Source organism: Nannocystis pusilla, assembly GCF_026626665.1.
GTDB lineage: Bacteria > Myxococcota_A > Polyangia > Nannocystales > Nannocystaceae > Nannocystis > Nannocystis pusilla.
Genome location: NZ_JAPNKE010000002.1, coordinates 9,692,885 through 9,712,855 on the forward strand (window position 1 = coordinate 9,692,885; position 19,971 = coordinate 9,712,855).

The window sequence follows — 19,971 nt, forward strand, 5'->3', positions numbered from 1 at the left end:
TTCGCTCGCTATGGAAAGTCAAATCGAGAGGATCAGTGCGGTCGAGTGCCGCGTGCGTGTGCAAATCCCGTGGGCGGAGATCTCGCCCCGGTTCGCCACCAAGCTGCGCGACCTGCAGGGCAAGGCTCGCTTGCCTGGCTTCCGTCCGGGCAAGGTGCCGCCGCACATGCTCGAGCGCATGTTCGGCAAGGGCGTCCGTGAGGAGCTCGCGCGCGAGCTCGTCGACGAGACCTTCCAGGCCGCCGTCACGCAGCACAGCAAGGTGCCGCTGACGCAGCCGGTGCTCGAGGAAGGCACGCTCAACAAGGATGAGGCGTTCAAGTACGCCGCGCGGTTCGAAGTCCCGCCGGAGATCACCCCGCAGGACTACACCGGCATCGCCGTCCGTCGCCGCCCCGCCGTCGCCGACGAGGCCAAGATCGCCGCCGAGCTCAAGGCCAAGCAGGAGGAGCTCACCGAGCTGCGTCCGCTCGCCGAGGGCAACGAGCGCACCGCGACCCAGCCGGGCGACGTGTGGACCGTCGACCTCGACGGCGCCATCGGCCCGCAGAAGATCGCGCGCAAGGACCTCCGCGTCGACATCGGCGAGACCGAGAACGAGTACATCCCGGGCCTCGCCGCCGCGCTGGCGAACGTCACCCTCGACCAGGTCGGCAAGACCCAGACCGTGCGCTTCAGCCCGACGCAGGAGCGCCTGAAGCAGGAGCTGCGCGGCCACGAGGCCGTGCTGACGATCGGCTTCCGCGACGTCCGCGAGAAGCACGTCCCCGCGCTCGACGACGACTTCGCCCGCGACACCGGCGAGGCCGACAGCCTCGACGCGCTCAAGGCCAAGATCGGCGAGCGCCTGCTCGAGGAGGACAAGAACGAGGCCGAGCGCGACGCCCGCAAGCGCCTCGTCGAGGTCCTGCTCCAGCGCAACACCTTCGAGGTCGCGCCGTCGCTGGTCGCCCGCGAGGTCGCCGCCCAGGTCGACCTGTTCAAGCGCCAGGTCCAGCAGCAGGGCCTCACGCTCCAGCGGCTCGGCGTGACCGAGCAGCAGCTCAGCTCGCAGTACCGGCCCCAGGCGCTGTTCAACGTCAAGGCGTTCCTGCTCCTCGACGCGATCGGCAAGGCCGAGAACATCGTCGTCGCCGAGGAAGAGGTCGAGGCCGAGCTGAAGGAGATGGCGGCCGAGCGCAACCAAAACATCGATCGCCTGCGCGCGACGATGGAGAAGAACAACCAGCTGCTGCTCCTGCGCGCTCAGCTTCGCGAGGAGAAGATCCTCGACTTCCTGATGAGCAAGGCCGAGGTCACCGAGGCGCCCGATCCGACGCCGGAGGCGCCCGCCGCGTCGGAGTCTAGCGGCGAGACCGCCGCGACCTGACGAGCGAGTCGCAGGGCGCGCCGGTGCCGGGCGCGCCGAACATCGAGCAGGAGCCACCCCAGGGTGGCTCCAGCCGCTTTCTCGATCGCCGGTGAGAAAGTGGTGATGCGGCCGCGCGTTCTGGGGCCTTGCATCGCCGCGACGAGGCGGTCACGATAGCCGAGACACCTAGAAGGAGCGCGGAGCCGCCGCATGAATCACCACGCAGACTTGGGCCCGGTCGCAAACATCCCCTTCGTCATCGAGCAGACGCACCGCGGCGAGCGCTCGTGGGACATCTACAGCCGGCTCCTCAAGGACCGGATCATCTTCCTGGGCACCGGGGTCAACGATCAGGTCGCCAACGTCATCATCGCCCAGCTCCTCTTCCTCGAGTCCGAGGATCCGGAGAAGGACATCACGATGTACATCAACTCCCCGGGCGGCGTCGTGACGGCGGGCCTGGGCATCTACGACACCATGCAGCACGTGCGCTGCGACGTCGCCACCTACTGCATCGGCCAGGCGGCCTCGATGGGCGCGGTGCTGGTGGCCGGCGGCGCCCCGGGCAAGCGCTTCGCGCTGCCCAACGCGCGCATCATGATCCACCAGCCGTCGGGCGGCGTGCAGGGGCAGGCCACCGACATCGAGATCCAGGCGCTGGAGATCCGGCGCCTCAAGGCCATCTTGAACGCCATCCTCGCCGAGCACAGCGGGAAGACGGTCGACGACATCCTGCGTGACACCGAGCGCGACAGGTTCATGGACCCGCAGATGGCCAAGAGCTACGGGCTCATCGACGAGGTGCTGAGCCGGCCGCGGAAGGAGCGGCCGACGCCGACGGGGGACGACTCCATGAGCTCCAAGCGCGACAACAACGGGAACCTCAGTTGCTCCTTCTGCGGCAAGTCGCAGAAGGAAGTGAAGAAGCTGATCGCCGGGCCTTCGGTCTACATCTGCGACGAGTGCATCTCGCTCTGCAACGACATCCTCGCCGAGGAGGTCCAGAAGGAAGAGCGGGCCGACGTCAGCGCGAAGATCCCGAAGCCGAAGGACATCCGCAAGGTCCTCGACGACTACATCATCGGCCAGGAGCTGGCCAAGAAGACCATCAGCGTCGCGGTCTACAACCACTACAAGCGCATCAACGCCAAGAAGCTGCCCGACGAGACCGAGCTGCAGAAGAGCAACATCCTGCTGCTCGGACCGACCGGCTCGGGCAAGACGTTGATGGCGCAGACGCTGGCGCGCATCCTCGACGTGCCGTTCGCCATCGCCGACGCCACGAGCCTGACCGAGGCCGGCTACGTCGGTGAGGACGTCGAGAACATCATCGTCAACCTGCTGCAGAACGCCGACCACGACATCGAGCGCGCGCAGCGGGGCATCGTCTACATCGACGAGATCGACAAGATCGCGCGCAAGGGCGAAAACCCGTCGATCACCCGCGACGTGTCCGGCGAGGGCGTGCAGCAGGCGCTGCTCAAGATCCTCGAGGGCACGATCAGCAGCGTCCCGCCCAAGGGCGGCCGCAAGCACCCGCAGCAGGATTTTCTGCAGGTCGACACGACCAACATCCTGTTCATCTGCGGCGGCGCCTTCGCGGGCCTCGAGGACATCATCGACCACCGCATCAGCGCCAAGACCATGGGCTTCGGCGTGCAGCACGGGCAGAAGAAGGAGCTCCGCCAGTGGGAGCTCCTGCAGCAGGTCCAGAGCGAGGACCTGATGAAGTTCGGCCTCATCCCCGAGTTCATCGGCCGCCTGCCCATCGTGGCGCCGCTGCACGACCTCGACGAGGCCGCGCTGGTCGCCATCCTCACCCAGCCGAAGAACGCGCTGGTCAAGCAGTACGAGCGCCTGCTCGGCATCGACGGCGTCGGCCTCAAGTTCACCGACGGCGCCCTCAAGGCCGTCGCCCAGCGAGCCCGCGCCCAGAAGGCCGGCGCCCGCGGTCTGCGGACCATCCTCGAGCGCGCGATGCTCGACGTGATGTACGAGATCCCCAGCCAGGGCAACATCCGCGAGGTCGTCGTCAACGAGGACTGCATCCTCCAGGGCAAGCAGCCCGTGGTCGTCTACGCGAACGACGGCGAGGCCAAGAAAGAGGCGAGCTGAGCCGCTGCGTCCCGGCTCGCCCGAAGGGCCGCCCGGCACCGCCGGCGCGGCCCTTCTCCGTTTCCGGGGACGACCTCATGTCCCGGGAGACATGTTTTGAGAGACATGTCCGGTCCAGATGGCCCGAGGGACAGTCGGCGTTGACAGCGCAGTCCGGGCTGGCAAAATCGCCGCGTGCCCACCCCCAGGACGAAGCTGTTTGTTTGTGCCCTCCGCTGTGGATGACCGCCTGTGACGGCGGCCCGTCGACGCCGACCCCCGAGGCGAAGAAGACCGAGCCGCCGGCGAAGGTCGAGGCCAAGGTCGAGACGAAGACGGAGACCCGGACCGAGACGAAGGTCGAGGAGAAGGCCGAGGCGAAGCCCGACGACAAGGCCCCGGCCGAGCCGCCGAAGCCCGCAGCGGCGCCGCTGACGGTCACCGCCGGCGCGCCCGGGCCGGCGTTCATCGCCGTCGAGAAGAAGGGCATCGTGCGGCTCGACGGCGGCAAATTCACGCCGGTGAGCGGCGCCGAGACGGGCTCGTACAAGCAGCTCAAGGTCGGCGCCGACGGCAAGGTGTACGCCGCCAACTACTCGCAGATCGGTCGCCTCGACGCCGACAGCTTCACTGTGGTGGTGGGCGACGGGGACACGCGCCAGCCCAACTCGTCGACCGACTACGCGGTCGCGGCCGACGGGCAGATCTGGAGCGCCACCTTCAGCGCGATCGACCACTTCGACGGCAAGGCGTGGACCAGCGAGCCGGTGTCGGTGCTGGCGCTCGCGGCCGACGACTTCCCGCAGGCGATCGCCGTCGACCGCGCCGGTAAGCCGTGGCTGGCCACCAGCCAGAAGGTGTTCGTGCGCCAGGGCGACGCCTGGACGGCGGTCGACCTCAAGCCGGCCAAGGCCCGCAGCCCGTACTACCTGACCCGCATGGCGCTCGCGCCCGACGGCAGCGTGTACGCGATGGGCATGGACAGCGTGTTCCACCTCGTCGACGGCCAGCCGCCCAAGAAGCTGAAGCTCGGCGGCACCAGCTCGTACACCGAGCTCTCGGTCAGCGTCGACGGCCACCTCGCGCTCATCGACGTCGACAAGGTCACCGCGAGCGATCCGTCCGGCAAGCTGCAGATGCTGCGCAGCGGCAAGCATTTTAAAGGGGTCGATCTGGGCGGTGGGCGCGGACGACAGCGGGCGCGTGTGGATCGGCTCCGACGCGGGGCTCACGGTGATCGGCGCCGATGGGACCCGGAACGAGTGGCTGAGCGGCGCGGCCCCGGAGATCGCCGGCGAGATCAAGAGCATCCTCGTCGTCGGCAGCGGCCCCGCCGCGCTGCCGGGCGCCGGCGAGGTGCGCAAGGGCGGCCTCAAGGGCGCCATCGTCGACAACGACGGCAAGCCGGTCTCGGGCGCCACGCTCGAGGTGTGCCCGAACCCGTCGTTCATCTACACGAAGACGCCGTGCGCCGACCAGCCGGTGCGCTTCACCGGCAAGACCGACGCCGAGGGCGTGTGGACCTTCGCCGAGGTGCCGCTCGGCGAGTACGGCGTGGCCGTGAAGGTCGGCAGCAAGTGGCAGACGACCCTCGGCTTCGCCATGAACGGGGCGATGAAGGAGGGCGAGGTGTTCGACATCGGCTCGATCAAGCTGGCCGAGAAGAAGTGACCCGCTCTCGGGCGAGGCGTCCTCCCGCGCGCGGGAGGATGTCTCGAAGGACAGGTGATCGCGCCGCGACCGAGGACGTCGCGGCGGCGGCGCTAAACTTCAATCGTCCTCGTCCTCGACGCTGCTCTAGCCCCCGGCCTCGACCGTGACGCCGCGGGCCCGCAGGTCGGCGACGAGCTGCGGCGGCAGCGGCTGGCTCGCCCTCACCGTCTTCAGCGCCGGCACCCGCAGCAGCGCCTCGGCGTTCGTCCAGAAGCGCCCGAGGTGGACCTCCGTCAGGGCGGGCAGCTCGGTCAGCAGCGAGCAGTCGAGGCCCTGGAAGTAGCAGTCGGCGAGGATCTTCGTGACGTTGACGCAGCGGCGGATGTCCGGCGAGCCTTTGGTGTCGTACCAGTCCTCCTCGCCGCCGGTGTCGACCTGCGTCAGCTGGCTCTCGAGGAACATGTAGATGTCGTCGCCGCCGTCGGTCGCGAGCACCTTGATCGCGGCGAGGTCGTCGTCGCTGACCGGGAACTCGGACAGGCGGGCGATCACTGCCTTGGTGGCCTTCTTCTCGCCGGGGATGCCCTCGTCGCGCGCCAGCTTGCGCAGGGCGTCGAGGTCGAGGCCCTCGCGCACGAACTGCTCGAGCTCGTCGGGGGTGACGCGCTCGTCGCTCAGCAGGTGGTCGAGGAAGAGCAGGTGGAAGTTCTGTTCGTCGGGGGTACGCACGCGCCCACGGTAGCCGCCGCGGCTCGCGCAAGGCAAGGCGGGCCCATGCATCGGGGCGGGTCCGCGAGACATCCGTTCACGCCGCGGCCTCGGTGACCGGAACGAATGAAAAAGCATGTCCCGGAGGACATGTCCTCCGAGACATCGCCGAGCTGCTGGCGGCCCCGGCCGTTCGCGTCACTTCGACAGGGTGTCGACGCTGAGCTTGCCGGTCGACTTGTGGAGCTCGTTGGAGCGGGCCTCCTCGAGGCCGCTCGTGCGCAGCACCCACATGTGCTTGGCGGCGCTGACGTCGTCGTCTTCGCGGGCGCGGACCTCGATGAAGTTGTTGCCCGGGGTCAGCGGGATGTCGGCGGAGAACTCGAGCTTGCCGTCCTTGGGGTTGGCGGCGGCCTGGTAGAACACCTTCTCGGCCTTGCCGAACAGGTCGCGCGAGGGGTTGACCACCGTGATGAAGACGTCGCGGACGGCCTCGCTGTCGGTGATGGTGCCGCTGACCTTCATGCGCGGGTCGGCGGTCTGGCTCGGGCTCTGGGCCAGGGAGATCCGCGGCGGGCTGATGGCGAACACGTCGGTGATCTTCGGCTTGCCGCCGCGCTCGCCGAGCTTGGCCTGGGCCTCCTTGACGAAGGCGAAGCGCTTGCCGTCGAGGTCGACGCGCAGCCAGCCGTCGGCGCGGCCGGTGACCTTGAGGCCCGAGCCGGGCTCGGCGCGGGCGACCACCTGGTCGGCGGCGAGCGGGCTCTGGACGAGCTCGCAGGTCTTCTCGCACGCGGCCGTGCCGGTCGCCGGGGCCACCGTGACCGTGCTCTGGGCCAGCGGGAAGTGCAGCTTCTGCGCCAGCGCCACGCCGATCTTGGCGTCGTGGGCCGACAGCTGCAGCTTGACCTCGCCCTCGGTCGGCGCCTTCTTGACCTCGAAGTCGAACTCGACGACGCGGCCGTCGCCGGTCGGCATCGCCTTGAGCTGCTCGCGGCCGGTGTGGAGGAACACCGCCTCGCCGTTCATGTTCTTGAGGTTGACCCAGGCGTCGAGCGCCTGGCCCTCGCCGGTGTTGCGCACGTGGACGCGCAGGCGCACGCGCTCGCCGACTTGCAGCGCGCCGTCGCCGTTGCCGTGGATGTTAGCGCCGGCCTTGGGGTCGTCGAGCAGCTGGTAGGCCAGCGAGAAGTCGGGGCGCGGGATGCCGGCGCTGCTGATGTCGATGAAGCGCTGCGAGCTCGGCGACACCGTCGAGCCGTGGCGGTCGAACAGCTGCAGCTCCATGCGGTCGGTGCGCGACAGCTCGTGCTCGTTGACGTTGACCTTGGCGGTCGCGGTGCGCGTCTGGCCGGGGTCGATGCGGCCGAGCAGCAGCTCGCGCTCGTCGAAGTACGAGTAGTCGGAGTCGGTGAAGGCGCGGACCTGGTAGGCCGGCGCGGTGCCCTCGTTGGTGACGCTGATCGTGACGGTGCCCGTCTCGCCGGCGAGGACGGTGTTGTCCTTCTTGTCGGTCTTGACGGTCATGCGCAGCACGGCGCCCTTGCCGGCCTCCGGCGCGGCGCCGGGGCTCCAGTCGATGCCGCGCTTGGCGAACGCCTCGGTCAGCCGCTTCTCCTCGAGCGCCGTCTCCTTGGCGACGAAGTCGCCGATCTTGGCCAGGATCGCGTCGCGCGACGGCGACGGCGCCCACACCACCAGGTCGCGGGCCATGCGGATCTCCGGGTCCTCGAGCAGCGCGTCCACCGTCAGGTTGCCGGCCTTGTCGGTCTTGGCCGCGCGGGCCTTGTCGCGCTCCTTCTGCTTGGCGGCCTCGGACTTCTCGTCGTTGCCGTCCTCGTCGGGGACGAAGGCGTTGCTGAGGAAGTAGAGCGGGCCGGCGGTGATCTTCTGCGACGGGTCGGCCTTGGTCGAGGTGAGGTGCGAGGCCAGCGACTCCTCGCGCACCAGGTCGAAGCGCTTGCGGCCGTGGTAGGCGACGAAGTCCTTGGTGACGACGACCGGGAGGGTCTCCAGGTCGGGGCTGACGCCGACCGACTGGATCGAGACGTCGCCGGGGGTGAGGTACTGGGCGATCGTCAGCTTGAGCGCGAGCTCCTTGTCGGCGACCTTGCGGTCGTGCAGCACCTGCACCGAGCCCTTGCCGAAGGTGCGGCGGCCGAGCAGGACGGCGCGGCCGAGGTTGCGCAGGGCGCCGGCGACGATCTCGGTCGCGCTCGCCGAGCCCTGGTCGATGAGCACCACCACGGGAACGTCGGCGAAGTCGTAGCGGTCGTCGGCGGTGAGGTCCTCGCGCGGGGCGCCGGGGCCGACGGTCGAGACGATCACGCCCGACTTGAGGAACGCGTCGGCGACCTCGACCGCGGCGGTGAGCAGGCCGCCGGGGTTGTCGCGCATGTCGAGGACGATGCCGCGCACGCCGGCCTTTTCGAACTCGGCCAGCTTGGCCCGCAGCTCCTTGCCGGTGGTCTGGGCGAAGTTGCGGTTGATCTGGACCAGGCCGACCTTGACCGGCTGACCCTCGTTGTTGACGCCCGGCAGCACGGTGCCGGTGACGCTGTCGAGGGTGATGACGTCGCGGGTGATGCGGAAGCGCTTGGGCTTGTCGACGCCCTCGCGGCGGATGTGCAGCGCCACCGGGGTGCCGGGCTCGCCGCGCATGTGGTCGACGGCCTCGTTCAGCGTCATCGTCACCGTCGACTCCTCGTCGATCTGGACGATGCGGTCGCCCGACTCGATGCCCGCCTTGCTGGCGGGGTTGCCGTCGATCACGCGGATCACCGTGATCATGCCGTCGCGCATGCCGACCTCGATGCCGAGACCGCCGAAGCTGCCCTTCGTGCTGGTCTTCATGACGTCGAACTCGTCGGGCCGCAGCAGGTTGGTGTGCGGGTCGAGCGTGCCCAGCACGCCCTCGACGATCGCGTACTCGGCGTCGCGCCGGTCGTCCTCCGTCAGGGCGGTGTGGCGGGCGATGAAGCGGAACACGTCGCGCACGTGGGTGCCGACGGCCCACAGCGCGTCGACGCTGCCGAGCTCGAACTCCTGCTCGGCGGTGCCGACGCGGACCTTGACCCGCGTGGCCTTCTTGCCGCCGCCGAGCGGCTCGACGAGCACCTGCGGGATCGCCTGCTCGAGGCCCTCGAGGCCGGCGATCGTCATCCGATGCGGGTCGATGCGCTCGGGCTCGACGTAGTACTTGGCGACGTACCAGAGGGTCCAGTCGAGGATCCGCAGGTCGGTGGCGTCGTAGGTCTGGGCGGCGGCCCGGGCCGGGGCGCGCGCCTCGCTGCGCTGGGCCAGCGCCTCGCTGTCCTGCACGGCGGTGAGCCCGAGCGCCAGGGCGAAGGAGCCGAAGACGATGGCCGGGGTGGAGGCCCGACCGAGTCGACCACGAAGCGGAGCGATCACGATCGCCAGTGTAGTGGGGGGAAACTGTGATGGCCACCGCGAGGCAGCCGGGCGCGTGTAGGCGGGCCGGCGGCGCGCGGTGGCGGCGCAGCGGCACGGCCGAAACCGCCGGCTCCGGTCCGGGGTCGCCGCCCGGAGGTCGCGCACGGGCGAACCTCCGCCGACCTGTCAAAGATGGCGAGCGGCGGCGTAGACTCCGCCCCGGCATGTCTCAACCGAAGCGCAGCTCGTCCGAGAAGTCCCCGCGCAAGGCGCCGGCGGTCGTCGATGTCGAGGCGCCCGCCGACAAGGCCCTGCCCGTCAAGGCCCCGCCGCCGGTCGCCGCGCAGCCCGAACCGCAGGACGAGGACGAGGACGAGGACGAGGTGTTGTCCGAGACCGAGCCGGCGACCGACGCCGAGCTCGACCTCATCGAGGCGGAGATCGGGGTCCGCCCCGCCGAGCCGCAGGCCCAGGCCGCGCCCGTGACGGCGCTGGTGCGCCGCGATCCGATGGGCCAGTACATGGCCGAGGTCCGCCGCCACCCGCTGCTGACGCGCGAAGAGGAGCACGCGCTCGCGGTCCGGTGGGTCGAAGGCGGCGACGCCGAGGCGGCCAAGCAGCTCGTGACGTCGAACCTCCGCCTGGTGGTGAAGATCGCCCACGAGTACAAGCGCGCCTACCAGAACCTGCTCGACCTGGTCCAGGAGGGCAACGTCGGCCTGATCCAGGCCGTGAAGAAGTTCGACCCCTATCGCGGGGTCAAGCTCTCGACCTACTCGGGCTGGTGGATCCGCGCCTACATCCTCAAGTTCATCCTCAACAACTGGCGGCTGGTGAAGATCGGCACCACCCAGAACCAGCGCAAGCTGTTCTTCAACCTGCGCAAGCAGGTCGACCGCCTCAAGCAGGCCGGCGTCGACCCCACGCCCGAGCGCATCGCCGCCGCCCTCGACGTCAGCGAAGCCGAGGTCATCGAGATGGACCGCCGGCTGTCGGCCCCCGACATGTCGCTCGACGCCCCGCTCACCGGCGGCGGCGACGAGGACGACGGCCGCACGCGCATGGACATCATCGAGGACAGCAGCGACGACCCCGAGGTCGAGGTCGAGTCGACCGAGTTCAAGGACATCCTCCACGCCAAGCTGCGCCGCTTCGGCGCGACGCTGTCGGGCCGCGAGCTCGAGATCTTCCGCGACCGCATCGTCGCCGACGAGCCGATCACGCTGCAGGAGCTCGGCGACCGCTGGGGCGTCAGCCGCGAGCGCGCGCGCCAGCTCGAGAAGCGCATGGTCCTGCGCCTCCGCGAGTTCCTGCAGGCCGAGCTCGGCGACGCGGTCCAGATCGCGCTGGGTCACGAATGAGCGCCGAGGCGCCGGGCAAGCTGGTGCTGGTCGGCACGCCGCTCGGCAACCGCGGCGACCTCAGCCCGCGCGCCCGCGAGGCGATCGTCGGCGCCGACGTGCTGTTCTGCGAGGACACGCGCAGCCCGCTGCGCCTGCTCGGCGAGGGCGCGACGCTGCCGCCGCGGATCAGCTGCTTCGTCGCCAACGAGGGCGAGCGGGTGGCGCTGCTGCTCGAGAACCTCGAGCGCGGCAAGGTGGTCGCGTACGTGTCGGAGGCGGGGCTGCCGGTGTGGAGCGACCCGGGCCTGCGCCTGGTCCAGGCGGCGGTCGAGGCCGGCTACGCGGTCGACGTGGTGCCGGGGCCGACGGCCGCGGCGGTGGCCCTGTGCCTCAGCGGTCTGCCGGCCGAGGACGTGCGCTTTTTGGGCTTTTTGCCGCGCGGCGGGCCGGAGCGGGCCGAGCGGCTCGAGTCGATCGCCCGCGAGCGTGGGACGGTGCTGTTGTACGAGGCCGGCAACCGCGTGCCGGCGTTGCTGCGCGACCTGGCGGCGGCGCTGCCCGACGCGGAGTCGCGGCGGGTGGCGATCGGCCGCGAGCTGACCAAGCAGCACCAGGAGATCCTGCGCGGCTCGCTGGCCGAGCTGGCGCAGACGGTCGACGAGGCGCTGCGCGGCGAGGTGACCGTGGTGCTGTCAGGGACTCAGGCGCAGGCCGCGGGCGACCCGGTGCAGGACGCGACGCGGGCGCTGTGGCAGCTGGTTTGCGACCCGGGCCTGAAGCCGCGCGAGAAGGCCAAGCAGATCGCGGCGCTCACCGGGCTCGAGGCGCGGGCGATCTACGAGCAGCTCGGGGCGCTCCGCCGCGGCGCCGAGTGAGCTGGCCGAAGGGGCAGGCGGCCCGAGCGTCGCGCGGTGAAGTCGGATGGTTAAACGAACATGTCCGGGCGGCCAGGGCCGTCCGGACATGTCTTGAAGGGCAGCTTCGGCTCAGAAGGTGAGCAGGAAGCGGAAGTAGCCCATGGCGCCGAACACGTCGCCCACGGCGTAGCGGCGGCCGACCTGGTCGATCACGTCGCGGCGGACCGGGTTGATCTCGTTGGGTTGGTCGACGAGGTTGGTGTCGCCGCCGAGGGCCGCCTTGCCGCGGCTGGCCGCGGTGATGAGGTGGCGGGTGTCGGTGGTCAGCGTGGTGCCGATCATCAGCATCGCGTACTTGTTGAGCTGGGCGTGCAGCGCGATGTTGAGGCCGAAGGTGGCGAAGTCCTGGATGTTGGTGATGCCGTTGAAGCGCTGGCAGCCGGCGCCGCCGGAGGTGCCCGTCACGCCGGAGCCCGACAGGGGGTCGCCGTTCTGCGGGTTGTCCTTGGCGTACTGGACCACGCTGTCGACCGCGCCGCGGTCGCACTGGAGGTTGGGCTGGCCGGGCTGGTAGGTGCCGACCAGCGCCGGGCTGTCGGCGAACAGCTCCCACGCCTCGCTGTAGCCGCGGCCGCCGTACTTGAGCATCGCCAGGCCGCGCAGGTTGAGCGCGACCTTCTGACCCTTGGCCTTGCGCTCGAACGGCACGATCTCGGTGCCGAACGACACGCCGACGTTGGACTGCGGGTTGATGCGGTCCTGCGTCGGGCCGTAGTTCTTGAACTCGGAGTTGTTGGCGCGGATGGCCTGGTACCACCACGCGGTGAAGAACGGGTCGAGGAAGCGGTAGCGGCGCGACAGGGCCGTCCACACGCCGAGCTCGTGGGTGCCGCGGCCGACGCGGTGGTTGCCCGCGGGGTCGGCGTCGACGGTGTCGCGCGAGAAGGTCATCGGCTTGCCGACGGCGAAGCGACCCTCGAGGCCGATCACCCACTTCGGCATGTGCGACAGCCGGTCCTGGTTCAAGATGCCGATCTTCAGGCCGACGATCAGCTGGTCGAGGCCGTAGCGGTTGGCGCCCTTGAAGATCGTCTCGGTGCCCGCGCCGCCGAACGCGCCGAACGGGCTGGCCGCGTTCATCGCGTTGAAGCCGTCGCGCGGGATGATGCCGTCGCGGATCGTCGTGCTGTTGTCGTGCCGGACGCAGGTGGCCGGGTTGGTGCCGCTGGCCTCGTCGGCGTACACACAGGGCTCGGCCTTCTGGTCGAAGCCGTAGGTCCGCTGGTCGCTGACGACGATCGGCAGGGCCGCGTAGATGGCGAGGTCCTTGTAGAGACCGATCTCCATCGTCGGCGTGACCACGTGCCGCATCTGCCGGTACAGCAGGTCGCGCACCATGGTGCTCTTCGGGTTGTTCGGGTCACTCCACTCGCGGAGGATCGCCGCCTGCTTGAAGTTGAAGTCGTAACCGACCCCGAAGTGGAAATCGAACTTGTTGTCGCCGTCGAAGGAGCTCGCCACTCGCGTGACCTCGGCAGCGTTCGCCGTGGGGGCAGCGAGAGCGACCGCGCCGAGAAGAGTCAGGACGGGCAGGAGGCGGCACAGTTTCCGCATAGGGAGCACCTCAAGAGGGGTCGCTGCACGCTACCAGCGCGCGGGCGGCAGCGTCAACATTCCTGGGCCGAAGCGGCCGGGCCGGCCACGATCCCCGCCGCGATCGCGGCACCGCAAGCCTCGTGCGCCGCGGTGAAAAACCCGGGAGAAGGGACCCTTTCGCTGCGGCCTCGACCACGTTTCCGGCCGCTCGGCGGCCTGCGAGGCCCCGAAAGGCCGCGGACCCCGCGCGGCGGGCCCGGGCGCGGCGTGCGGGCGTGTGGGCGAGATCTGCCGCGAGCCTCGCCTCGCCCGGCCCCGACTTCGGGGGTCGCCTCAACTCGCCGGCTGCGGCGGCGGACCCTTCGGCCCGCCGTCGTCCGGGCTCTCGCGCAGGCCGAGCTCCTTCATCTTGGACTGCAGGCTGCGCCGGCTGATGCCGAGGGCGCGGGCCGAGCGGGTGACGTTGCCGTCGGTCTTCGCCAGGGCCTCGCGGATCAGCGCCTCCTCGACCAACCGCGAGCCGGCCTTGACCGCCTCCTTGAGGTCCTGGCCCAGGCTCGACAGCGGCAGACGGATCTGGCGGTCGGCCGGGTCCGTCAGGCGGGTGCTCGATTCCGCGGCCGCAGGCGCGCTCGCGCCCGCCTCGCCGGCGTAGGCGTCCGGCAGGTCGTCCTCGTCGATCAGCGGCCCCGAGGCGAACAGCACCATCCGCTCCATCAGGTTCTCGAGCTCGCGGATGTTGCCCGGCCACGGGTAGCGCTCGAGCGCCGCCAGAGCCGCCGGCGTCAGGCCCTGCACGCTCTTGCCGAGGCGCTCGTTGCAGCGCTGCACGAAGTGCGAGACGAGGAACGGCAGGTCCTCGAGCCGCTCGCGCAGCGCCGGCAGATGGATCGGCACCACGTTGAGCCGGTAGTACAGGTCCTCGCGGAACTGGCCGTCACGGATGAGCTCGTCGAGGTTGCGGTTGGTGGCCGCGATCAGCCGCACGTTGACGTGCAGGGTCTTGACGCCGCCGACCCGCTCGAACTCCGACTCCTGGATCGCGCGCAGCAGCTTGACCTGGATCTCCTTGGGGATCTCGCTGACCTCGTCGAGGAAGAGAGTGCCGCCGTCGGCCAGCTCGAAGCGACCGGCGCGCGAGCTGACGGCGCCGGTGAAGGCGCCGCGCTCGTGGCCGAAGAGCTCGCTTTCGACCAGACCGCCGGGGATCGCGGCGCAGTTGACCTTGATGAAGGGCTGGCTGCGCCGCGCCGAGCCGAGGTGCAGCGCGCGCGCCACCAGCTCCTTGCCGGTGCCGCTCTCGCCGGCGATGAGCACGGTCGACGGGCTGGCCGCGACGGTCGCGACGATCTCGCGGATCGCCTGCATCGACGGCGAGCGCCCGACCATGCCCGCAGCGGCGCACGGGTCGGCGATCTCGCCCGGCGGCGGGCTCGGCTGGATGCTCGGACCGCTGCGCTCGCGCGTCGTGATCGCCTTCTGCACGATCTGGTGGATCTGGTCCTTGTCGAACGGCTTCTCGAGGTAGTCGAAGGCGCCGAGCTTGACCGCCTCGACCGCGCTGTCGATGCTGCCGTGCGCCGTCAACAGGATCACCGGCAGCCCGGGCTCGTGGACCTGCAAGGCCTTGAGCAGACCCATGCCGTCGAGGTTGGGCATGCGCAGGTCGGTGATCACGACGTCGAAGGTCCCCGGCGGCGCGGCCCGGACGCGCGCGAGCGCGGCGGCGCCGTCGTTCTCGGCGTGGACCTCGAAGCCGAGCTGCTTGAGCAGCGCGCCGAGGACCTTGCGCAGGTTGGGTTCGTCGTCGACGAGGAGGATCCGGTGTTGTACTTGGGACAAGATGAACCTGTCTGAAGGGGCAGATGAGACTCGAGCGGAGAGATTCGGCGGGCCTCAGGTCGGCGACTCGGCGCGCGGCTGGGCGTACACGGGCAGGACGATCGTGAACTGGGCACCCCCGCTCTCGGGGGCGCTGACCTCGATGAGCCCGCGGTGATTCTCCACGATCCGCTGGCTGATGGGCAGCCCCAGGCCGGTGCCCGCGGCCTTGGTGGTGTGGAAGGGGACGAACAGGTTGGCCAGCGCGCCAGGGGCGAACCCGGGCCCGTTGTCGCGGACCGTGAGGGTCACCGCGTCACCGCTGCCGAGCCCGTGCCGGCGCAGGCCGAGCGCCACGAACACCCGCCCCGGCGGGCTCTGGCCGGCCAGCGCGTCGAAGGCGTTGCGCAAGAGGTTGAGCAGGACCTGGCGCAGGGCCTCGGCGTCGCCGCGGACCGGCGGCAGGTTCGCCGCCTGGGTGATGGTGACCCGCCCGCGGGCGTCCTCGTCGAGCAGCCGCATGGTGGTGACCACGACCTCGCCGAGCACGACCGGCCCCATCTGCCCGGTGAAGGGCCGCGAGTAGGTGAGAATTGGGTGACGACGCGGTTGAGCCGCTCGACCTCCTCGACGATCACGCCGAGGAACTCGCGGGTGGTCGGGTCGGCGTTCTGCAGCCCGGGCTCGACGACCTGGACGGCGCCCTTGATCGCGCCGAGCGGGTTGCGGATCTCGTGGGCCAGACCGGCGGCCATCTCGCCGAGCGCGGCCAGGCGGTCGCGCTCCTTGCGCTGCTCGAAGACGGTCGAGTTCTCGATCATCACCGCGGCCTGGGCCACGACGCCCTCGAACAGCTCGACCTCCTCGCGCGAGAACGGCTCGAGCAAGCGCTCGTCGTCGACGAAGAGGACGCCGAGCAAGTGCAGCCGCGGCGGCCCGCCGTCGATCTGCTCGCCCGCGAGGCCGCGGATCGGCAAGGCGAGGCTGGCGCCGACCTCGGCGAAGGTGTCGAGGCACTCGTCGAGCTCGGCCTTGAGCTCGTTGTTGGCCCGCTCGCGCTGGCGCTCGAGCACGTCCCGCAACAGCGGGCCGCTCTGGCGCATGCGCTCGAGCAAGGGCCGCCGGGTCGCGAGATCGAGGCTCGACGGCGGCGTGGGCGCGCCGGTGTGCCCGCGCAGCCGCAGCGCCGAGCCCTGGCGATCGAGCAGGAACAGCGAGGCCCGGGTGACGCGCTCGGAGCCGCGCAAGGTGTTCATGACGACGCGGACCATCTCGTCGGGATCGATGAGGTTGACGAGGCGCCGACGCAGGCGGTCGAGCAGGGCCCGCAAGACGGTGCGGTCGTGGAACAGCCAGCTCTCGAGCCGGCGATCGAGCTCGTTGCGCAGCGGGTCGATGAGCACGAGCACGGCGAAGGAGGCGAGCAGGGTGTTGAAGACGAGCAGCATCGGCTCGCCGGCGAAGGTCCACGGGACCCACAGCACCAGCGCGGCGTAGACGGCGGTGACCGTGATGACGAGCAGCGTCATGCTGGCGATCCGCGCCAGGATCTCCGGCAGGTCGAGCAGACGCTCGCGCGTCAGCGTCTGGGCCATGAAGTACAGGTAGACGGCGGTGGCGATCGGGCCGATGACGGGGATGCCCGGCTGGCCGAGGGCGAGCGCGATGAGGGCGGCGTAGAACAGGTAGCGCAGGCGCGGGCCGGCGGCGGTGCCCTCGGCGGCGCGAGCGGCTCGCCACATCCGCATGACGGCAAAGAACAGGCCGCCGACGACGTAGGTGGTGATGCTGATGTCGACGACGACCCACCACGGCTCTTCGGCGAGCTGCGGGAAGACGAGGGCGATGACCTGCAGCACGAGCAACACGCCGAGCAGCGGACCCTGCAGCGGGTTGCGCCCCGGCGCCGGACCGGCCGCGGGGAAGAAGCCCGAGAGGAAGCGGTCCGCCATCAGCGGCAGCAAGAGGCTCAAGGTGTCGGCCATCCACTGCGAGCGCGGCAGGCTGGGCAAGCCGGCGAAGAAGCGCGCGAGGTGGAAGAGACACAGGCTGAGGCAGAACGCGAAGAAGCGCGAGAACTGCACGCGCGAGCGGTCGCGCAGGTAGACGCTGATGCCGATCGCGGCGGCCACGGCGGCGGCGAGCAGCGAGCTCAGACTGGCGTAGAGGTTCGACCCGGACACGCGGCGCAGATGGTAGCAGCGCGCCCGCGAGGCGAGTCGGTGAACCGTCTTGCGCGCCCCGGCCGCAGACGCCGCCGCGGAGCCGTCGAGGCGGTGCAGATCGTCGTTCAGGCCGCAGCGGGCGGGCCTTCCGGGGCGCCGAGGGGCCGCGGAGCGCCGGCGGACGAGCCCGGTCGCCCGACTCGAGACGCGCAGGTGGATCGCCGGGCGAGGCCCGCCCACCGGCGTGCTCTCGGCGGTCGGTTGAACGATCTTCAGCAGCGACGCGGGCGCGACGGAATTGGTGAACGCGGACGAAGCGGCGGCAGGCGATGCCGACGGTTCGGGGACCGCAGGGGAGCATCACCCGTCTCGCAGGCGGACGCCCGCCCGAGTCGGGCCGGGCGTTGAAGGGACCGCGGCTGTCCCTTCGGTCAGGCGGGCACTTGATAGCGGGCGCAGAATTCCTGCAGCAGTTGCCACAGCTCCGGCCGCAGCCGCTGCTCGACCCCGGTGACGATGGCCTCGGGGACCTGTTTATAAAAGGCCTGGGCCACCGCGCCGGCCATGCAGGCGAGGGTGTCGGCGTCGCCGCCGAGCGAGATGGCGAGGCGGATCGCCGACTCGACGTCGTCGCTGTCGAGGAAGGCGATGATGGCCTCGGGGACCGAGCCCTGGCAGGTGACGTCGAACGAGTAACCGGGGCGGATGGTGGCGACCTGGCGACGGAGGTCGTAGCCGAACCGATCTTCGATCTCGTCGCGGATCTTCCGCTTGTCGGCGCCGCGACGGGCGAGGAACACCGCGACCGCGAGGGCCTGCGCGCCCTTGATGCCCTCGGGGTGATCGTGGGTGGGCAAGGCAGTCGCGCGCCTCGGACATGACGTCGTCGAGGGTGCGCATGGCGAAGCCGACCGGGCTGACCCGCATCGCCGAGCCGTTGCCGAAGCTCTGGTAGGGGCCCATGGCGTCGTCCATGAGCCACTTGCGGAACATGCCGCCGTAGCCGCGATCGGGGTAGCGCCGGCCGTACTCGCGGAAGGTGGCGGCGTAGGGCTTGCGGTTGAGCAGGCAGTCGGCGACCGCGAGGGTCATCACGGTGTCGTCGGTGAAGCGGCTGTGCGTCTTGAACAGGGTGAATTCGGTGCGCTTGATGTTGGCACGCTCGTGGACCGAGCCGATGATGTCCCCGGCGATCGCGGCGATCATGAGGCGGAGGATACTCGCCTTCGCGGCGCGGAAGAGCCCGCCGGCTGCTCCGGCCGCGGCGAGGCGAGGCGGGGCGTTTTGGGTCGGAAACAATGGGTCCGGCCGGGGGCGGCGGAGAGCCAGGTCGCGTGCCAGGGCTGCGCCTGTCCCTTGCGACATGTCCCGACCGAGGTTGCGGAGATCTCGGCCGGCCGCCCGGTCGAAGTTGCGCCTGTCCCTTGCGACATGTGAGAGCGCAGAGGCGACCTCGCGGGCGCGGGCTGCGAACGCGCGCCGACGGGGGCGCGCGTGGTCGACGAGGCCGGGCGCGGGGCCGTGGCTCGCAGCGCCCCTCCGCGGCGCTCGATCGGCCCTCACGCTTCGGTCGCATGCGTGAGGCTCGTCCGTCCGGCGGCGACATCTCCGAGGCGCTGTTCTGGGTCGACGGCGGACCGGGCGCCGGCACGCTGCGCCGGTGCGGCGTGGCGCCGCTGCGAGGCCGCGCATGCGCGGTGGTTTTAAAGGTGATTCTGTTCGCGTGGTTGCCGCTCGTGGTGCTCGCGGGCATGGACGGGGTGCTGGTCGGCGGCGCGACCTTGCCGTTCCTCCTCGATCTGTCGGCGCACACCCGGTTCCTCGTCGCGGTGCCTCTGTTGGTGCTGGCCGACCTGCCGATCGGCGCGCGGCTCGATCGCTGCACCGCGCAGTTCATCGCCGCCGACCTCGTGCGCGAGGACGATCGGGCCCTCTTCGCCGGGATCCTGGTCGCCGCGCGGCGCGCTCGTGATTCGCGGGTCGCGGCCGCGGTGGTGCTCGCGGCGGCCTACCTCACCACCGCGGGCGTGGTGTCGTTCGGCGAGGGGGAGTGGAAGACACGTGGCAGGTGCGAGGCGTGACTCGCGGGTTCACGCTGGCGGGCGGGTGGTATGCGCTGGTCTCGTTGCCGCTGTTTCACTTCGTGCTGGTTCGCTGGGTCCACCGCCTGTTCGTGTGGGGACGATTCCTGCGCCAGGTGTCACGCCTCGAGCTGCAGCTCACCGCCGCGCACCCCGATCGCGCCGGCGGGCTCGGCTTCCTCGGCGACGGCCTGTTGCCGTTCGCGATCCCCGTGTTCGCGATGAGCGCGGCGATCGCCAGCGCGATCGCCACGCGGATCCTGTTCGCCGGCGCGACGCTCGAGCAGTACCACTCGAGCTACGTGGCGGCGCTGGTGCTGGCGCTCCTGTGCGTGGTGGGGCCGCTGTTCGTGGTGGCGCCGACGCTCCTGCGCCTGAAGCTGCGCGGGCTCCTGCAGTACGGGGTGCTGGGCAGCCGCTACGCGCGACGGTTCGAGGCGAAGTGGCTCGCGCCGGGGGAGCATGGGGAGGAATCACTCCTCGGCACGCCCGACATCCAGTCGCTCGCAGATCTGGCTGCATGCCACGCGGTGGTCCGCGGGATCCGCCTGGTGCCGTTCGAGCCGCGCGACATCCTGGTGCTCGCGCTGCTCGGCGCGCTCCCGGCCCTGCCCCTGGCCGCGACGACGAGCGTGGTGCGGGAGTTTTTGCAACGGGCGTTGCGGTTGTTCTTGTGAACGGGGCACCTCAGCGAGGTGAGCGTGCGGTGCGACGGCGCGGGTCATCGTCGGCGTCGCTTGTGACGAGCTCCGGACGTTGCACGCCGATGCGCAACGGGTGTGCGGGCGGCGCTCGATGATGCGGACTGACGGCGCGGAAGATGTCGAGGTGGAGCTGGTTGCCGTCGATGCGGAGCGGCTCGAGCGGCGCGTGTATGCGCGGTGCGAAGTTCGGCGAACGAAGCGCCGA

At 70.5% G+C, this 19,971-nt stretch carries 15 protein-coding genes and 2 pseudogenes; 8 read left to right on the forward strand and 9 right to left on the reverse strand.

Annotated features, from left to right (window positions below):
• The first annotated feature begins 10 nt into the window (after positions 1 to 10).
• The 3 genes and pseudogenes from tig to clpX all read left to right on the forward strand — a co-directional run bounded on the left by tig (position 11) and on the right by clpX (position 3,466).
• A complete protein-coding gene (tig, locus tag OV079_RS42960; RefSeq protein ID WP_267775520.1) occupies positions 11 to 1,369 on the forward strand; it encodes a trigger factor in 1,359 nt (452 codons plus the stop codon).
• A 192-nt stretch (positions 1,370 to 1,561) separates the two neighbouring features.
• Positions 1,562 to 2,158: pseudogene (clpP, locus tag OV079_RS59565) on the forward strand (ATP-dependent Clp endopeptidase proteolytic subunit ClpP); the annotation flags it as partial.
• Between the two features lie 45 nt (positions 2,159 to 2,203).
• Positions 2,204 to 3,466, forward strand: coding sequence for an ATP-dependent Clp protease ATP-binding subunit ClpX (gene clpX, locus OV079_RS42970; protein ID WP_267705092.1), 1,263 nt, complete (start codon positions 2,204 to 2,206; stop codon positions 3,464 to 3,466).
• Positions 3,467 to 4,124: 658 nt separating this feature from the next.
• On the opposite strand, the gene OV079_RS42975 is transcribed toward clpX, so the two are convergent.
• On the reverse strand, positions 4,125 to 4,355 hold the full coding sequence (locus OV079_RS42975; RefSeq protein WP_267775521.1) for a hypothetical protein: 231 nt from the start codon (positions 4,353 to 4,355) through the stop codon (positions 4,125 to 4,127).
• Positions 4,356 to 4,370: 15 nt separating this feature from the next.
• Positions 4,371 to 4,535, reverse strand: coding sequence for a hypothetical protein (locus tag OV079_RS42980; protein WP_267775523.1), 165 nt, complete (start codon positions 4,533 to 4,535; stop codon positions 4,371 to 4,373).
• An 89-nt stretch (positions 4,536 to 4,624) separates the two neighbouring features.
• On the opposite strand from OV079_RS42980, the gene OV079_RS42985 reads away from it, so the two are divergent.
• On the forward strand, positions 4,625 to 5,116 hold the full coding sequence (locus OV079_RS42985) for a carboxypeptidase-like regulatory domain-containing protein (protein ID WP_267775524.1): 492 nt from the start codon (positions 4,625 to 4,627) through the stop codon (positions 5,114 to 5,116).
• A 126-nt stretch (positions 5,117 to 5,242) separates the two neighbouring features.
• Here OV079_RS42985 and OV079_RS42990 read toward each other — a convergent pair whose 3' ends face one another.
• Both OV079_RS42990 and OV079_RS42995 read right to left on the reverse strand, forming a co-directional pair.
• The gene (locus OV079_RS42990; protein ID WP_267775525.1) at positions 5,243 to 5,827 is read right to left on the reverse strand and encodes a DUF6892 domain-containing protein; all 585 of its coding nucleotides are present in this window, start codon (positions 5,825 to 5,827) and stop codon (positions 5,243 to 5,245) included.
• Between the two features lie 177 nt (positions 5,828 to 6,004).
• On the reverse strand, positions 6,005 to 9,217 hold the full coding sequence (locus OV079_RS42995) for an MXAN_5808 family serine peptidase (RefSeq protein ID WP_267775526.1): 3,213 nt from the start codon (positions 9,215 to 9,217) through the stop codon (positions 6,005 to 6,007).
• Between the two features lie 206 nt (positions 9,218 to 9,423).
• On the opposite strand from OV079_RS42995, the gene OV079_RS43000 reads away from it, so the two are divergent.
• The gene (locus tag OV079_RS43000; RefSeq protein ID WP_267775528.1) at positions 9,424 to 10,560 is read left to right on the forward strand and encodes an RNA polymerase factor sigma-32; all 1,137 of its coding nucleotides are present in this window, start codon (positions 9,424 to 9,426) and stop codon (positions 10,558 to 10,560) included.
• Positions 10,557 to 11,417 (forward strand): 16S rRNA (cytidine(1402)-2'-O)-methyltransferase, encoded by an 861-nt coding sequence (rsmI, locus tag OV079_RS43005; protein ID WP_267775529.1) that lies wholly within the window; start codon positions 10,557 to 10,559, stop codon positions 11,415 to 11,417. The genes OV079_RS43000 and rsmI overlap by 4 nt, the downstream gene beginning before the upstream one ends.
• 111 nt (positions 11,418 to 11,528) lie before the next feature.
• On the opposite strand, the gene OV079_RS43010 is transcribed toward rsmI, so the two are convergent.
• From OV079_RS43010 to OV079_RS59570, 5 genes and pseudogenes are all read right to left on the reverse strand, one after another.
• Positions 11,529 to 12,920: a hypothetical protein gene (locus OV079_RS43010; protein ID WP_267775530.1), complete on the reverse strand. Its 1,392-nt coding sequence runs from the start codon at positions 12,918 to 12,920 to the stop codon at positions 11,529 to 11,531.
• A 408-nt stretch (positions 12,921 to 13,328) separates the two neighbouring features.
• Positions 13,329 to 14,837, reverse strand: coding sequence for a sigma-54-dependent transcriptional regulator (locus OV079_RS43015; RefSeq protein ID WP_267775531.1), 1,509 nt, complete (start codon positions 14,835 to 14,837; stop codon positions 13,329 to 13,331).
• Positions 14,838 to 14,891: 54 nt separating this feature from the next.
• Positions 14,892 to 15,227: an ATP-binding protein gene (locus tag OV079_RS43020; protein ID WP_276602933.1), complete on the reverse strand. Its 336-nt coding sequence runs from the start codon at positions 15,225 to 15,227 to the stop codon at positions 14,892 to 14,894.
• The gene (locus OV079_RS56690; RefSeq protein ID WP_338089002.1) at positions 15,125 to 16,999 is read right to left on the reverse strand and encodes a histidine kinase dimerization/phospho-acceptor domain-containing protein; all 1,875 of its coding nucleotides are present in this window, start codon (positions 16,997 to 16,999) and stop codon (positions 15,125 to 15,127) included. The genes OV079_RS43020 and OV079_RS56690 overlap by 103 nt, the downstream gene beginning before the upstream one ends.
• Positions 17,000 to 17,412: 413 nt before the next feature.
• A pseudogene (locus OV079_RS59570) lies at positions 17,413 to 18,187 on the reverse strand (ADP-ribosylglycohydrolase family protein).
• A gap of 368 nt (positions 18,188 to 18,555) precedes the next feature.
• Here OV079_RS59570 and OV079_RS43035 point away from each other — a divergent pair.
• Positions 18,556 to 19,062 (forward strand): hypothetical protein, encoded by a 507-nt coding sequence (locus OV079_RS43035; protein WP_267775534.1) that lies wholly within the window; start codon positions 18,556 to 18,558, stop codon positions 19,060 to 19,062.
• Entirely contained in the window at positions 19,059 to 19,739 is a 681-nt protein-coding gene (locus tag OV079_RS43040; protein WP_267775535.1) for a hypothetical protein, read from the forward strand. Before OV079_RS43035 ends, OV079_RS43040 begins: the two co-directional genes overlap by 4 nt.
• The last annotated feature ends 232 nt before the right edge of the window (positions 19,740 to 19,971 follow it).

Excerpts from the sequence above, each read along its gene's own strand:
- tig (WP_267775520.1), top strand. The coding sequence starts at position 11 with ATGGAAAGTCAAATCGAGAGGATCAGTGCGGTCGAGTGCCGCGTGCGT.
- OV079_RS42980 (WP_267775523.1), bottom strand. The coding sequence starts at position 4,535 with ATGAGCGCGAGGTGGCCGTCGACGCTGACCGAGAGCTCGGTGTACGAG.
- OV079_RS43000 (WP_267775528.1), top strand. The coding sequence starts at position 9,424 with ATGTCTCAACCGAAGCGCAGCTCGTCCGAGAAGTCCCCGCGCAAGGCG.
- clpX (WP_267705092.1), top strand. The coding sequence starts at position 2,204 with ATGAGCTCCAAGCGCGACAACAACGGGAACCTCAGTTGCTCCTTCTGC.
- OV079_RS43035 (WP_267775534.1), top strand. The coding sequence starts at position 18,556 with ATGCGTGAGGCTCGTCCGTCCGGCGGCGACATCTCCGAGGCGCTGTTC.
- rsmI (WP_267775529.1), top strand. The coding sequence starts at position 10,557 with ATGAGCGCCGAGGCGCCGGGCAAGCTGGTGCTGGTCGGCACGCCGCTC.